Below are 15,176 nucleotides of genomic sequence, written 5' to 3'. Positions count from 1 at the left end.
GCGGCATACGCCGTCGGGAACTGGCCTCTCGACGGACACACCGTCGAGGGGCCACGAACCGACGAAGGGCCACGAACCGTCGAGAGGCCACGAACCGTCGTCGGCATCCAGAGCACCGCCGGCTACGCGGAGGGACGCCCGCTCCACACGTCGCGGTGACGCCGTCGAGGACTTGCCTTTCGACGTACACCGTCGAGAGGCCACGAACCTACGAAGGGCCACGAACCGTCGTCGGCATCCAGAGCGCCGGCGGCGACGCGGAGGGATGCCCGCTGCACACGTCGTGGTGACGCCTCGGTCCGTATGTCGCTGACCGGGGACCGCGCGGACGCTCAGTCCCAGCTCAGCGGCATACGCCGTCGGGAACTGGCCTTTCGTCGGGAACTGGCCTTTCGGCGGAAACACCGTCGAGGGGCCACGAACCGTCGTCGGCATCCAGAGCGCCGGCGGCGACGCGGAGGGATGCCCGCTGCACGCGTCGTGGTGACGCCTCCGTCCGTATGTCGCTGAGCGGGGACCGCGCGGACGCTCAGTCCCAGCTCAGCGGCATACGCCGTCGGGAACTGGCCTCTCGTCGGGAACTGGCCTTTCGTCGGGAACTGGCCTTTCGACGGACACACCGTCGAGAGGCCACGAACCGACGAAGGGCCACGAACCGAGGCCGGGAGTGACGTGAGAGTGGGACCTTCGTCCCGTTCGTCCCCAGCCGCGGTGCCGTCTACTGCGGGTAGCAGCTCGCCACCCGATCCAGGAGCCGGCCCATGTCCGAGCAGGAACGTGACCTCACCCCGCTGGCCCCCCTCGGGCTCGGCCGCCGCCGCGCCGGGCCGGTGAGGGCGAGCCGTCCCGTCTACGTGGACCTCCTCCCGCCGTGCAACGCGGGCTGCCCCGCCGGGGAGAACATCCAGGCGTGGCTCGCGCTCGTCCGCGACGGCGAGCCGGAGCGCGCCTGGCGCGAGCTGACGGTCGACAACCCGCTGCCAGCGGTGCACGGCCGGGTCTGCTACCACCCGTGCGAGTCGGCCTGCAACCGCCTCGAGCTCGATGCGGCCGTCTCGATCCACGGGGTGGAGCGCTACCTCGGCGACCTCGCGATCGAGCGCGGCTGGCAGTTCGAGCGCTCCGCGCCCCCGAGCGGGCGGCGCGTTCTGGTCGTCGGCTCCGGCCCGAGCGGGCTGTCCGCCGCCTACCATCTGTCGCGGCTGGGCCACGACGTCGTCGTGCGGGACAACGCACCGGAGCCCGGCGGGATGATGCGCTACGGCATCCCCGCGTATCGGCTGCCGCGCGACGTCCTCGACGCCGAGGTGGGACGCCTGCGTGCCCTCGGGGTGCGCTTCGAGCAGGGGCATCGGGTGACCGACCTCGAGGCGGAGCGCCATGAGGGCGGCTTCGACGCGGTGTTCGTCGCCGTCGGGGCGCACCTGTCCAAGCGGGTCGAGATCCCGAACATGGACGCGCGCCGGGTCCTCGACGCCGTCACCTTCCTCCGGGCGGTCGAGAGCGGCGAGCAGGAGCCGTTGCACGGCACCGTCGCCGTGTACGGCGGCGGCAACACCGCCATGGACGCCGCCCGCGTCGCGAAGCGGGTCGGGGCGACGGACTCGGTCATCGTCTACCGGCGCTCGCGGGCCCAGATGCCGGCCCACGAGGAGGAGGCCGTGGACGCAGAGGAGGAGGGCATCCGGATCAACTGGTTGCGCACGATCGCCGGAATGGGCGAGGGCGACCTCACGGTCGAAGTGCAGGAGCTGGACGAGCACGGCCGGCCGCACGGCACGGGCCGGTTCGAGACCCTCGCCGCGGACACCGTCATCCTCGCCCTCGGCCAGGAGAGCGACACCGGCTTCCTCCACGGAGTGCCGGGCGTCGAGTTCGACGACGACGTCGTCCGGGTGTCTCCGGCCACGCTCATGACCGGCGCCGCCGGCGTGTTCGCCGGTGGCGATGCGGTGCCCAGCCAACGCACCGTCACGGTGGCCGTCGGCCATGGCAAACGGGCGGCCCGCTCCATCGACGCCTACCTCCGGCAGACCGCCCCCAGTCAGGCACCGAAGCACCCACTGGCGAGCTTCGAGCGGCTCAACCTCTGGTACTTCGGGGACCACGACCGGCGGGAGCAGCCCGAGCTCGACCCGGCGACGAGGACCACGGGGTTCGACGAGGTCGTGGCGGGCCTGACACCGCAGGAGGCGGCCTTCGAGGCGGGGCGCTGCCTCTCGTGCGGCAACTGCTTCGAGTGCGACGGCTGCCTCGGCTCGTGCCCGGAGGACGCGGTCATCAAGCTCGGCAAGGGCCAGCGTTACCGCTTCGACTACACCGCGTGCACGGGCTGCGGCAGCTGCTACCGGCAGTGCCCCGTCCATGCCATCGAGATGGTGCCGGAGGACGCGGGGGCGACACCTGCCCAGGCGCTCACACGAACCGGTCAGGGAGGCTGACGATGCGCACGACCATCGACGGGAACGAGGCCACGGTCGACGTCGCCTATCGCCTCAACGAGCTGTGCGCGATCTACCCGATCACGCCCTCGTCGCTCATGGCCGAGCTCGCCGACGAATGGTCGGCGCACGCCCGCAGGAACGTGTGGGGCACGGTCCCGACCGTCGTCGAGATGCAGAGCGAGGGCGGAGCGGCCGGGGCGATGCACGGAGCGCTGCAGGGTGGCGCGCTCGGCACGACGTTCACCGCATCGCAGGGCCTGCTCCTGATGATCCCGAACATGTACAAGATCGCCGGCGAGCTGACGTCCACCGTGTTCCACGTGGCCGCCAGATCCATTGCGGCGCAGGCGTTGTCGATCTTCGGAGACCACTCCGACGTGATGGCCGTCCGGCAGACCGGCTTCGCGATGCTCTCGTCCGGGTCGGTCCAGGAGGCGCACGACCTCGCCCTCGTGGCGCAGCGCGCGACCCTCGAGAGCCGCGTGCCGTTCCTCCACTTCCTCGACGGCTTCCGCACCTCCCACGAGCTGGCCACGATCGAGCTGCTCGACGACGACGTCCTGCGCGCGCTGGTGCCGGAGGAGCTGGTCCGGGCACACCGCAGCCGGTCGCTCAGCCCGGAGCGGCCGTTCGTGCGGGGGACGGCGCAGAACCCGGACGTCTACTTCCAGGCCCGCGAGACGGTCAACCCCTACTACGCCCAGGTGCCGGCCATCGTGCAGTCGGCGATGGACGAGCTGAGGGCGGCGACCGGCCGCGGCTACTCCCTCGTGGAGTACACCGGCCACCCCGCCGCCGAGCGCGTCGTCGTCGTGATGGGCTCCGGCGGCGAGACCGTGGCCGAGACGGTCCGACACCTCGTCGGGCTCGGCGACCGGGTCGGGGTGCTGCGGGTGCGGCTGTACCGCCCCTTCCCGGCCACGCAGCTCGTGGCCGCCCTGCCGCCGACCGTGCGGTCCGTCGCCGTGCTCGACCGCACCAAGGAGCCCGGCTCCAACGGCGAGCCGCTCTTCCTCGACGTCGTCACGACCCTGGCCGAGGCACATGGTCGCGGACTGCTGGAGGTGCTGCCAGAGGTGGTCGGTGGACGCTACGGCCTGTCGTCGAAGGAGTTCACGCCCGGCATGGTGGCCGGGATCTTCACCGAGCTGGCCACCGCCAAGCCGCGACCCCGGTTCACGATCGGCATCACCGACGACGTGTCGGGCACGTCCCTGCCGTATGGCGCCGACCTCGACATCGAGGACCCGGAGACGCTGCGCGCCGTGTTCTACGGCATCGGCTCGGACGGCACCGTGGGGGCGAACAAGAACACGATCAAGATCCTCGGCGCGGACCCCGACCTGCACGCCCAGGCCTACTTCGTCTACGACTCGAAGAAGTCCGGTGGCCAGACCGTCTCGCACCTGCGCTTCGGCCCGCACCCGATCCGTGCGCCCTACCTCGTGCGGCAGGCGCGGTTCGTCGGCTGCCACGACTTCGGCCTGCTCGAGAAGGTCGACGTGCTCCGGGTCGCAGCGACCGGGGCGACGTTGCTGCTCAACGCCCCCCAGCCGCCTGACGAGGTCTGGGGCGCGCTGCCTCGCCCGGTCCAGGAGGAGATCATCGACAAGCGCCTCGAGGTGTGGGCCATCGACGCCGACACCGTGGCCGAACGGGCTGGCCTCCGGGGGCGCACGAACACGGTGCTGCAGACATGCTTCTTCGCCATCTCCGGCGTCCTGCCGAAGGACGAGGCGATCGAGGCGGTCAAGGCGGCCATCCGCCGGACGTACGGCCGCCGTGGCCCCGAGGTCGTCCGGCGGAACGAGACGGCCGTCGACACCGCGGTGGCGGCGCTGCACCGGCTCGCCGTCCCCGCCGAGCCCACCAGCCCGCGACCGTTGCCACCGATCGTGCCGCCCGGAGCCCCGGACTTCGTCCGCACCGTGACCGCGGCGATGCTGGCCGGCCGCGGCGACGAGCTGCCGGTCAGCGCCCTGCCGCACGACGGCACCTACCCCAGCGGGACGACGGCCTACGAGAAGCGTCGGATCTCCGACCTCGTCGCCGGATGGGACGCCGACCTGTGCATCCAGTGCGGCAACTGCGCCTTCGTGTGCCCCCACAGCGTCATCCGGGCCAAGTACTACCCGGAAGACGAGCTCGCCAGCGCCCCAGCCGAGTTCGCACACACACCGCTCAACGCCGCCGGTCTGCCCGGCGCCCAGTACACCCTCCAGGTCTATGTCGAGGACTGCACCGGCTGCGGGCTCTGCGTCGACGCGTGCCCCGTCACCGCACCCGACGGCACGGGGCGCAAGGCGATCAACCTCACCGACCTCGGGCCGGTCCTCGAGCGCGAGCGGGCCAACATCGCGCACTTCGAGTCGCTGCCCGACAACGACCGCTCCCGGCTCGACTTCGGCACCGTCCGGGGCACACAGTTCCTGCGGCCGTTGTTCGAGTTCTCGGGCGCGTGCGCGGGGTGCGGCGAGACGCCATACCTCAAGCTGCTGACCCAGCTCTTCGGGGAGCGCGCCATCGTCGCGAACGCGACCGGCTGCTCGTCGATCTACGGCGGCAACCTGCCGACGACGCCGTGGGCGGCGGCGCCCTCGGGCCGCGGGCCGGCCTGGTCCAACTCGCTCTTCGAGGACAACGCCGAGTTCGGCCTCGGTCTGCGTCTCGCCACAGACCTCCACGCCCACCTGGCCCGGGAGCGGGTCGCGCAGCTGCGCGACCTCGTCGGCCCGGAGCTCGTGGACGCTCTCCTGCAGTCGCCGCAGGTCCGGGAGTCCGAGCTCGAGCGACAGCGGCAGCGCGTGGCAGCGCTCGGCGCTCGCCTCGAGGAGCTGTATGCCGCTCACGACCTGCCGCTCGAACAGCGCCGTGCGCTCGACGACCTCCGCAGCGTCGCCGACAACCTGCTGCGCCGCAGCGTCTGGATCGTCGGCGGCGACGGCTGGGCCTACGACATCGGAGCGGGCGGTCTCGACCACGTCCTCGCCAGCGGCCGCGACGTCAACGTCCTCGTCCTCGACACAGAGGTCTACTCCAACACCGGCGGGCAGTCCTCCAAGGCAACTCCGCTCGCCGCGGTCGCGAAGTTCGCGGCGGGTGGCAAGGTCGTCGGCAAGAAGGACCTCGCACTCCAGGCCATCGCCTACGGGAACGTCTACGTGGCGAGGGTCGCGATGGGGGCCGACCCGCAGCAGACCCTCACCGCCTTCCGCGAGGCCGAGGCCTACGACGGCCCGTCGCTCATCATCGCCTACAGCCACTGCATCGCCCACGGCATCGAGATGAAGGACGGACTCGACCAGCAGTACCGCGCCGTCGCCTCCGGACATTGGCCGCTCGTGCGCTACGACCCCACGGTGCGCGCCTCCGGTGGCAACCCGTTCCAGCTCGACTCGCCGCGGCCGCGGATCCCGTTGGGCGACTACGCCTACCGGGAGCTGCGGTATCGGATGCTGCGAGACCGCGACCCCGTGGAGGCCGAGCGGCTGATGGCGCTGGCGCAGGAGGCGGTCGACATGCGCTGGGCGACGTACGAGGAGATGGCGACGCGCAGCGCGGCCGACTTCATGGCGGATGCGAGGAGGAGCTGATGGACCTCACGACCCACTACCTCGGGATGGCACTGCGCAACCCGCTCGTCGCCTCGCCGTCCCCGATGACGAGCACGGTCGACGGGGTTCGCGGCCTGGCGGACGCCGGGGTCGGTGCCGTCGTGCTGCCCTCCCTCTTCGAGGAGGAGGTGCACCACGAGCAGCTGCGGGAGCTGCACCTCATGGAGCGGTTCGAGGACGCGTTCGCCGAGGCGCGGTCCTTCTTCCCGACGGCTGCCGGGGCGGTGCCAGGGACGACGAAGCGGTACCTGTCGCTCGTCGAGCGGGCGGCCTCCTCCGTCGACGTGCCGGTCATGGCGAGCCTCAACGCGAGCAGTGACGGCGGCTGGACCCGCTTCGCCCACTCGATGCAGGAGGCGGGCGCGGCCGCGATCGAGCTCAACATCTACTTCGTGCCGGGCGACCCGCACACGTCCGGTCGGCTCGTCGAGGACCGGCACGTCGAGATCCTCCACCATGTGAAGTCGGCCGTCTCCATCCCGGTCGCGGTCAAGCTGAGCCCACACTTCAGCTCGCCCGGTCAGATGGTCCTGCGCCTCGACGACGCCGGGGCCGACGGTGTGGTGCTCTTCAACCGCTTCCTGCACCCGGACGTCGACAGCGACGCGCTCGCCGTCGTGCCCGGCGTCGCCCTGTCGAGCCCCGAGGAGGGCCGCCTCCCGCGCGCCTGGATCGCGATTCTGCACGGCCGGGTGGTCGGCTCGATCGCCGCGACGACGGGCGTCGAGGACGCGAGCGACGTGGCGGCCTACCTGCTCGCCGGAGCAGACGTCGTCATGACGGCCTCCGCCCTCCTGCGGCACGGCGCCGGCCATGTCGGCGTGCTGCTCGACGGGCTGGAGCGGTGGCTGGAGCGACAGCGCTTCCAGGCCGTCGCGTCGGCGCGGGGCCGCCTCGCCGTGCCGGTCGGGGTGGACGGGACGGCCTACGAGCGCGTCGGCTACGTCTCGGCCCTCGAGCACGCGCGCGAGCACTACGCACCGCTGGTGCCGCAGGGGTGACGGCGCCGCTCGGCCGGTAGGGACCGGCCGCCGGGTCAGGGACCGGGCGCGCCGGGTCAGGGACCGTCGGGGCCCGGCTGGGGTTCCGGGGACGGAGTCGGATAGGGCTCCGGGCTGGGAGTCGGGCCCGGCTGCGTCGGCTGGGGCCGGCCCGGCGGCACCGGCTCGGGCATCGGCGGAGGCGGCACCGGTCCGGGGCCGGGAGGCGAGGGCTCACCGGGCATCGGGGGTGCCGGCTCGGCGGGGGTCGGAGGAATGCTGAAGCTCGGTCGGTTGGCGGTCATCGCGGTCACCTGCTCCGTCTCATGTCGGCAGTGCTCCGACGTCTGACCTGCCCCGTGTCCGCATCCGCAAACCGGCGCCGCGTTTTGTCACCCGGTCGTCAGGACCAGGTCCTACCCTGACGCCGTGGCCGAGCAGGGGAGTGGGAGCGGGCTCCCTCGTCGCGCGTTCCTGCTGGCTGGCGCGGCCGTCGTTGCTGCCTGCACGGGCCCGACGCCGTCGGGGCCGGGTGGGACCCAGGCGGGGAGCTCGGCTGCCGGCGCGCGCCCGCCCGCGGGCAGAGCCGTGCCGTCGACGCCCGGCCACGACCCAGACTGGGTCCGCGCCGAGAATGCCCGGCCCGGGGCACGGGCCTGGCGGATCCCGGCCGCGCGGGTTGCGGCGGAGCAGGATCTCGGCGGCTACACGGACTCGGTGAGCGTGGCGCCGGGCCAGCCCGCGGTGCTGCGCCTCAGCAGTGGCATCGGATCGGTGACGGTCACGGCCTACCGGCTGGGCCACTACGGCGGCGCCGGGGCGCGGCGCGTCTGGGCGTCGGAGCCGCTGCGCGTCACGCGCCAGGCCCAGCCGACGGCGGACGCCCACGGCACCGTTCGCTGCTCCTGGCCCGTCACGACGCAGATCGACACGGCGGGCTGGCCGGAGGGCAGCTACCTGCTCCGCCTCGACGCGGGCGGCCGCGCGCGCTACGTGCCGCTCACCGTGCGCTCGACCTCCGCCCGGGGTCGTCTCGTCCTGGTCTCCGCCACGACGAGCTATCAGGCGTACAACCAGTGGGGCGGCTACTCCCTCTACAAGGGTCCCGACGGGAGCTTCGGGACGCGCGCCCGTGTCGTGAGCTTCGACCGGCCCTACGACCTCGAGGGCGCCCGGCACGTCCTCAACTTCGAGATCGGGCCGGTGCAGGCCGCCGAGCGGCTCGGCCTCGACCTCGCCTACCTCACCTCGTGGGAGCTGCACCACCAGCCCGGCGTGCTCGCCGGCAGTGTCGGAGTCGTCAGCCTCGGGCACGACGAGTACTGGAGCGTCCCGATGCGCCGGGCCGTCGAACAGGCCCGGGACGGCGGCACGAACGTCGCGTTCCTTGGCGCCAACGCCGTCTACTGGCGGGTCCGGCTCGACGGGGCCGGCCGGATGCTGACGTGCTACAAGTCCGGGACCGAGGACCCGGACCAGGGACGGCCCGACACGAGCGCCAAGTGGCGGGCCGACCCGCAGCCGGAGCCGGAGAACTCCCTCACCGGCATGCTCTACGAGGCGTTCCCGGCCGACGCGGACCTCGTCGTGCACGACCCCGGCTTCTTCCTCTTCGACGGTCTCGGCCTGCGCCGGGGCGACCGGGTTGCCGGGCTCGTCGCGACCGAGATCGACCGGGCCTACCCGATCCGCGGCACCCCGGCCAACCTCCAGGTCGTGGCGCACTCACCGGTCGCCGTCGCCGGCAAGCCGCCCACCCATTCGGACCTCACCTACTACACGGTGCCGAGCGGGGCGGGCGTGCTGTCCGTCGGCACGATGGGGTGGTGCACCGCCCTCCGCGGACCGAGTGCGAAGCACCGGATCGACGCAGCCTCGGTGCAGTTCGCCCGCGCCGTCACCGGCCGTCTCTTCACCGCCATGGCCGCCGGCCCCCTCGGGCAGGCGCACGCGGCCCGCGGGAACCTCGGCTCGCTCGGCGCGTCGCCGTTCACCAGCACCGGGTCCGGCGGTCCGGTCGCGCGCAGCTGACGCCTCAGCAGCTGATGCCCTCAGCAGCTGACCCGTCAGAGCCGGCGGCGGCCCACCTCCACGACCGGCCAGCCGCGCTCGGTCGCCAGGAGGCGCAGCTCACGGTCGGGGTTGACGACGACCGGGTGGCCGACCCGTTCGAGCATCGGCAGGTCGCTCACCGAGTCGCTGTAGGCATAGGACCGCTCGAGGTCATACCCCCGTTCGGCGGCGAGCTTCTCGATCTCGATCACCTTGCCGCGGCCGTAGCAGAACTCACCGACGAGGCGCCCGGTGTAGCGCTCCTCGGCGTCGAGCTCGGCCCGCGTCGCGACGGCCCCCTCGAGCCCGAGGGCCTGGGCGAACCGGCCGACGAGCTCGATCGGGCTCGCCGAGACCACGACCCGGTCCTCGCCCCGGGCGTGGTGCTCGGCCAGCAGCCGAGCCGTCTGCGGGATGAGCCGGCGAACCAGTCCCGGTGTCACCCGGTCACCGAGGTGGATGATGTCCTGCTGTCGGATTCCCTTGACGGCGAGCAGGATCCGCTCGCGCAGCGCAGCCGAGCCGGCGTCCGTCGAGCCGTGCCGCTGGAAGCGGATGGCGTTGACGGTGTCGCCGACGAGCTCGCGCCACGGCACGAGCCCGGCCCGGAAGGCCGCGACGGCCAACGGGTAGTTGGCCGACCCACGGATCAGGGTGCGGTCGAGGTCGAAGAACGCCGCGACCCGTCCCGGCTCAGAGGACACGGGCGGCGATGGGGAACGCGCCGCGACGCGGAAGGACCGGGGTCTGGTTGACCGTCTGCTTCGGCAGCCGCTTGGGCGGCAGCGCGAGACGGCACACCTTGGCCCAGGCCTGGTAGACCTGGCGGGGGAGCGGCCCCGTCGTGTAGGGCAGCCCGTAGCGCTCGCAGATCTCCCGCAGCTCGACGGCGACCTCGGCATAGCGGTTGCTCGGCAGGTCGGGGAAGCAGTGGTGCTCGATCTGGTGGCTGAGGTTGCCCGTCATGAAGTGCATCAGCTTGCTGCCCGAGATGTTGGCCGAGCCGATCATCTGGCGGATGTACCAGTCGCCCCGCGTCTCGCCCTCGATCATCTCCTCGGTGAAGGTGTCGGCCCCGTCGGGGAAGTGGCCACAGAAGATGACGGCGTGTGCCCAGACGTTGCGGATGCAGTTGGCCGCGAAGCCGCCGATGAGCGCGTTGCGGCCGGAGCGCGACACGAGCTGGGCCGCGAGTGGGGTCGCGGTGTAGTCCTTGGTGAACTGGCGCAGGGCCTTCTTGGCGGTCAGCTTGAGGTCGCGCTTGAGGTCGGCAGTCGGCTTGTCACCCTGGCGCCACGCCTCGAGCTCGAGGTCGTAGATGGCAATGCCCCACTCGAAGAAGGGCATCAGGACCAGGTTGTAGAGCGGGTTGCCGAGGGCGCGCGGCGTCCACGGCTGGTCCTCGTCCATCCGGAGCAGGTCGTAGCCCACGTCCTTGTCCTTGCCCACGACGTTGGTCCACGTGTGGTGCAGGTCGTTGTGGGTGTGCTTCCACGTCGCCGCGGGGGAGACGAAGTCCCACTCCCACGTCGTCGAGTGGATGTCCGGGTCGCGCATCCAGTCCCACTGTCCGTGCAGGACGTTGTGGCCGATCTCCATGTTCTCGATGATCTTGGCGACGCTGATCATCGCGGTGCCGGCGACGAGCGCCGCCTTGCGCTTGGAGAAGAGCAGCGTGATCCGCCCGGCCAGCTCCAGGGAGCGCTGCAGCTTGATGACTCGCCGGATGTAGCGGGCGTCCTTCTCACCCCGCGTCGCGATGACGCGGTCGCGGATCGCGTCGAGCTCGCGGCCCAGCTGCTCCACCTGGTCGTCGGTGAGGTGGGCCGCCGCCGTCGGTCTGACCGCTGGGCCGCCCTTCGGGGCAAGGATCGGCCTGCCCGGCCGGATCTCGGTGCGCTCGAGCGGTGTCGCGGTAGCGGTCATGTGGGGGTTCCCTTCTCAGATGTCCAGGTGGACGGGACCTGCGGCAGCGTTGATGCAGGTCTGGATCAGCTCGCCCTCCTCGCCGTGCACCTCGCCGGTGCGCAGGTCGCGGACCTGGCCCGCGACGAGGGGGGTGAGACAGCTGCGGCAGATGCCCATGCGGCACCCGCTCGGCATGACGACGCCGGCCTGCTCACCGGCGTCAAGGAGTGTGCAGTCGCCCGGTGCGTCGACGACCTTGTCGGACTTCTCGAACGTCACGCGGCCGCCCTCGCCGCCCGCGCCGGGGAGCAGCACCGGCGCGAAACGCTCGATGGTGAGCGCCGTGGTCGCCTCAGCGGCGCCCTCAGCGGCGGCCCGGTCCCACAGGGCGGTGGCCGCGTCGAGGAAGTCGGCCGGACCGCACGCGTATGCCGCTCGCCCCCGCCAGTCCGGACAGACCGTCTCGAGGTCGGTGGCGTCCGTGAGGTCGAGCCGGCGCCCCTGCGCCTCGCGGGTGAACCAGTGCACGACCTTGAGCCCCGGGAACTGGTCGGCCAGCTCGAGCAGCTCGTCGTGGAAGAGGGCGTCGTCGCGGGTGCGCGCCGAGTGGACGAGCACCACGTCGGCGTCGGGCCGGCGCGGGACGAGCGTGCGGATCATCGACATGACCGGGGTCAGGCCGCTGCCCGCCGTCAGCATCAGTAGCGGACGGGGGTGCTGCGGCAGGACGAAGTCGCCTTGGGGCACATCGAGGAAGAGGATGTCGCCGACCTTGGTGCGGCGCACCAGCTCGGTCGAGACGAACCCGATCGCCGTGACGGTGATGGCCGGGTCGGCCCCGGCGGGGGCGGACAGCGAGTAGCTGCGCCAGTGGCGCACGCCGTCGATCTCGACGCCGATGCGGGCCCACTGGCCCGCGTCGTGCGGGTTCCAGCCGCGACCGGGGCGGAAGTGGATGGTCCGCGACTCGGGAGTCTCACGGGTCACCTTCGTGACGACGCCGCGCAGCTGCCGGTGCGACGAGAGGGGGTTGACCAGGCTGAGGACGTCCTCCGGCTCCAGCGGCGTCAGGAGCAGGGACGCCATGCGCCGCAGGGCAGGGATCCGGACCATGCTTCTACTGTGCCCCGAATGGGGCGCCGGGTCTCGTGGCGAGACGTATCCTTTCCGGAGAGAATCTGTTGTGCCACGACAAACTTCCGGGAGGTGGAAATGGAAGAGGGTGTCACCGACCCGCCTTGGTTGTCGCTCCCGGCTGAAGTCGGCTCGTCGATCCGGCCGCTCATCTCGGACATCGTGGAGCTGATCATCGCGACGATCCCACGCGACGTGCCCGTCTATGCGATGCCGCTCGAGGGGCGGTTCGGTCAGGGTGTGCGTCGCGGGGTGTCGGTGGCGCTGCACCGCTTCCTCGACCTGCCGGGGACCCGGTTGCCCGCCCTGTCCGAGGAGGACATCTGGGTCTACGAGCGGCTGGGCCGCGGTGAGGTCCGGTCCGGACGCAGCCTTGAGTCGCTGCTCGCGGCCTACCGTGCCGGGGCCCGGGTCACCTTCCGCGCCATCTCCCAGGCGCTGCCGCTCGACCGGATCGAGCCGGAGGTCCTGCTGGCCCTCGGCGAGTCGATCTTCGCCTACATCGACGAGCTGTCGGCCGTGACGGCGCAGGGCTACGCCTCCGAGCAGTCGGAGCGGGCCGGCGAGTACCAGCGGCTGCGCAGCGAGCTGCTCGACATGATCCTGCGCGGTGATGCGAGCGAGACCGGCGTGGCGCGGTCGGCCGCCGCGGTGGGCTGGGTCCTGCCCGAGGTCGTCGTCGTGGCGACCGTCCCGTTCCCGCACGTCGAGGGGCTGCGCTCGGCGCTCGGCCCCGACGTGCTCGTCGCCGAGCGCGGCACCGACGTCGTGGTCGTCCAGCCGTTCACGCCGCCGAAGCCGCGTCGCCGCGACCTCGACCGTGCGCTGACCGGGCGGCGGGCGATCGTCGGGCCGCCACGCCCGCTCGTCAAGGCGGCCGAGTCGCTGCACCTCGCCCTGGCCGCCGGCGCCCACGGCCTCGTCGACCGCGACGCCCCCGATGCGGACACCGCTGCGCCGGTGTGGGTCTGCGAGCACCTCGCCGAGCTGGTCGTCCGAGCCGAGCCGCTCGCGCTCGCCGACCTCGCCGCGCGGGTGCTGGCGCCGCTGGAGCAGGTCCGTCCGAGCTCCCGGGAGCGGCTCGCCGAGACCCTGCTGGCCTGGCTGCGCCACCACGGGCAGCGAGGGCCCATCGCGGATGAGCTGTTCGTCCACCCGCAGACGGTCGGCTACCGCGTCGCGCAGCTGAAGGAGCTGTTCGGTGCGGCGCTCGACGACCCGGAGTGGCGGTTCGAGCTCGAGCTGGTCCTGCGGGCCGGCCACCGCTGAAGCGAGCCTGCTGCTGGGAGGACACTCGGCGGCATACGCTAGGGGGTATGAGCAACCACACGTATGACGTCACCCTGCGCTGGGAGGGCACCACCGCGGGCGGCCCCGCTGCGTACTCCCGCAACCACACGGTCGGCCCGGCCGGCAACGAGCTGTCCGCCACGGCTGACCCCAACTATGGCGGCGACCCCGCCCTGCTCAACCCCGAGCAGCTCTTCGTCATGGCGCTCAGCTCCTGCCAGATGCTCACCTTCCTCGCGGTGGCGGCGCACCGCGGCGTCGATGTGCGTGACTACGCCGACGAGGCGACCGGCATCATGCCGACGACCGAGCGGCCCGTCCGGATCACCCATGTCACGCTCCGGCCGCGCATCACCGTGGCCGCCGGCACTGACGTCGAGCTCGTTGACCGGCTCGTGGAGAAGGGCCATCGGGGCTGCTTCATCGCGAACTCCGTCACCACCGAGGTGGCCATCGAGCCGACGGTCATCGTGCTCGACGGCGAGGTCTGACCGAACCGGCCGGGGGCGGGGTCAGCGCACGAGGTGCACCGAGGACCGCGGCGCGGGGCCGGTGCAGGGCCAGGTGGCCGCGTGGTCGTCGTAGGCCACGCGGCACCGCGAGCAGTACACCTCGAGGACCTCGATCCGCGTCGCGGCTGACAGGACGTGCCGTCCGGTCCGGGCGGCGTGCTCGGCGCGGCGGGTCCGGCCCTGCCCCATGCCGACGAGCGCCGCACCGACCCAGAGGTGAGCGGTCGGTTCGTCGGTCGCCGTGGTGCACTCGTCCGGCGTTGTCTGCATGAGATCCCCCTGATGCGGTCGTTGGAGCCGTTTTCACAACAATGTTGTGTAAAGCGAAGCGCGTCAATAGTCCGTTCGGACCATCTCGGTCGGGTTCTCGGGCAGGACGCCAAGAGGCGCCGCTCCATCTGGAGCGGCGCCTCTCGTGTGAAGCGACCCCGACCGGGCTCGAACCGGCGACCTCCGCCGTGACAGGGCGGCGCGCTAACCAACTGCGCTACGGGGCCAAGATGATTCAGTTTTCGTGCGTATCCCCAACGGGATTCGAACCCGTGCTGCCGCCGTGAAAGGGCGGAGTCCTAGGCCGCTAGACGATGGGGACCTATCCCCGTTGGGACGTCGAAACTATAGGGGAGATTCGGGCGCGCACCAAATCCGTATGCCGCTCACCGTGGACCGCGCCGACCGGGCCCCCGCGCCACTGCCGTCGACCGGTCACGTTCCCTCCGTCGACCGGTCACTTCGCGCCGCGGGCCCAGGCGAGGACGTCCTCGACCGGCCACGTCGTGACGATCCGCTCCGCCGGGATGCCGAGCCGCTCGGCGCGCTCGCAGCCGAGGTACTTGAAGTCGAGCTGGCCGGGCGCGTGAGCGTCCGAGTCGATCGTGAAGAGGCAGCCGAGGTCGCGCGCCAGCTCGATGAGGTCGTCCGGCGGGTCACAGCGCTCCGGCCTGGAGTTGATCTCCACTGCGACGTCGTTGGCGAGGCAGGCGCGGAAGACCTTCTCGGTGTCGAAGTCAGACTGCGGGCGGCCACGGCCGACGACGATGCGCCCGGTGCAGTGGGCCAGGACGTTGGTGCGGGGGTTGCTCACGGCGGCGACCATGCGCGGGGTCAGCTCGAACGACGGCTGGCGCAGCTTCGAGTGGATCGACGCGGTCACGACGTCGAGGCGCTCGAGCATGTCGTCGTCCTGGTCCAGCGTGCCGTCGAGGTGGATGTCGACCTCGATTCCCTTGAGGACCTGGAACG

11 protein-coding genes and 2 tRNA genes are annotated in these 15,176 nt (G+C 71.9%); 6 read left to right on the top strand and 7 right to left on the bottom strand.

Annotated elements, in window-relative coordinates; all coding sequences use genetic code 11:
- Positions 1-761 precede the first annotated feature (761 nt).
- The 4 genes from N864_RS12055 (at position 762) to N864_RS12040 (ending at position 9,069) form a co-directional block, all read left to right on the top strand.
- Complete coding sequence (locus N864_RS12055; RefSeq protein WP_051518504.1) at positions 762-2,441, top strand: NAD(P)-binding protein; 1,680 nt, start codon at positions 762-764, stop codon at positions 2,439-2,441.
- 2 nt (positions 2,442-2,443) lie between these two features.
- On the top strand, positions 2,444-6,037 hold the full coding sequence (nifJ, locus tag N864_RS12050; RefSeq protein WP_034716972.1) for a pyruvate:ferredoxin (flavodoxin) oxidoreductase: 3,594 nt from the start codon (positions 2,444-2,446) through the stop codon (positions 6,035-6,037).
- Positions 6,037-7,059, top strand: coding sequence for a dihydroorotate dehydrogenase-like protein (locus N864_RS12045; RefSeq protein WP_034716970.1), 1,023 nt, complete (start codon positions 6,037-6,039; stop codon positions 7,057-7,059). The genes nifJ and N864_RS12045 overlap by 1 nt, the downstream gene beginning before the upstream one ends.
- A 408-nt stretch (positions 7,060-7,467) precedes the next feature.
- The gene (locus N864_RS12040) at positions 7,468-9,069 is read left to right on the top strand and encodes a N,N-dimethylformamidase beta subunit family domain-containing protein (RefSeq protein WP_155892918.1); all 1,602 of its coding nucleotides are present in this window, start codon (positions 7,468-7,470) and stop codon (positions 9,067-9,069) included.
- 35 nt (positions 9,070-9,104) lie between these two features.
- Here N864_RS12040 and N864_RS12035 read toward each other — a convergent pair whose 3' ends face one another.
- From N864_RS12035 to N864_RS12025, 3 genes are read right to left on the bottom strand one after another with little or no spacing between them, the layout of a single operon-like run.
- The gene (locus tag N864_RS12035; RefSeq protein WP_034716968.1) at positions 9,105-9,794 is read right to left on the bottom strand and encodes an HAD family hydrolase; all 690 of its coding nucleotides are present in this window, start codon (positions 9,792-9,794) and stop codon (positions 9,105-9,107) included.
- The gene (locus N864_RS12030) at positions 9,784-11,016 is read right to left on the bottom strand and encodes a fatty acid desaturase family protein (RefSeq protein WP_034716966.1); all 1,233 of its coding nucleotides are present in this window, start codon (positions 11,014-11,016) and stop codon (positions 9,784-9,786) included. The genes N864_RS12035 and N864_RS12030 overlap by 11 nt, the downstream gene beginning before the upstream one ends.
- 15 nt (positions 11,017-11,031) lie before the next feature.
- Positions 11,032-12,111 (bottom strand): ferredoxin reductase, encoded by a 1,080-nt coding sequence (locus tag N864_RS12025; protein WP_034716965.1) that lies wholly within the window; start codon positions 12,109-12,111, stop codon positions 11,032-11,034.
- A gap of 99 nt (positions 12,112-12,210) precedes the next feature.
- Between N864_RS12025 and N864_RS12020 the strand changes: the two genes are divergently transcribed.
- The gene (locus N864_RS12020) at positions 12,211-13,401 is read left to right on the top strand and encodes a PucR family transcriptional regulator (protein WP_034716963.1); all 1,191 of its coding nucleotides are present in this window, start codon (positions 12,211-12,213) and stop codon (positions 13,399-13,401) included.
- A 47-nt stretch (positions 13,402-13,448) separates the two neighbouring features.
- Positions 13,449-13,913 carry an OsmC family protein gene (locus tag N864_RS12015; RefSeq protein WP_034716961.1) on the top strand — a complete coding sequence of 155 codons (465 nt, stop codon included), beginning with the start codon at positions 13,449-13,451 and terminating at the stop codon, positions 13,911-13,913.
- 21 nt (positions 13,914-13,934) lie between these two features.
- On the opposite strand, the gene N864_RS12010 is transcribed toward N864_RS12015, so the two are convergent.
- From N864_RS12010 to N864_RS11995, 4 genes are all read right to left on the bottom strand, one after another.
- Complete coding sequence (locus N864_RS12010) at positions 13,935-14,204, bottom strand: hypothetical protein (protein ID WP_034716959.1); 270 nt, start codon at positions 14,202-14,204, stop codon at positions 13,935-13,937.
- A gap of 153 nt (positions 14,205-14,357) precedes the next feature.
- Positions 14,358-14,431, bottom strand: a tRNA-Asp gene (locus tag N864_RS12005).
- A 22-nt stretch (positions 14,432-14,453) separates the two neighbouring features.
- Positions 14,454-14,526, bottom strand: a tRNA-Glu gene (locus N864_RS12000).
- Between the two features lie 135 nt (positions 14,527-14,661).
- Positions 14,662-15,176, bottom strand: a 515-nt coding sequence (locus N864_RS11995) for a PHP domain-containing protein (protein WP_034716958.1), incomplete at its 5' end; no start/stop codon positions are given.

This window comes from Intrasporangium chromatireducens Q5-1, assembly GCF_000576575.1.
Taxonomy (GTDB): Bacteria; Actinomycetota; Actinomycetes; order Actinomycetales; family Dermatophilaceae; genus Intrasporangium_A; species Intrasporangium_A chromatireducens.
This window is presented reverse-complemented; position numbering and strand designations above follow the sequence as displayed.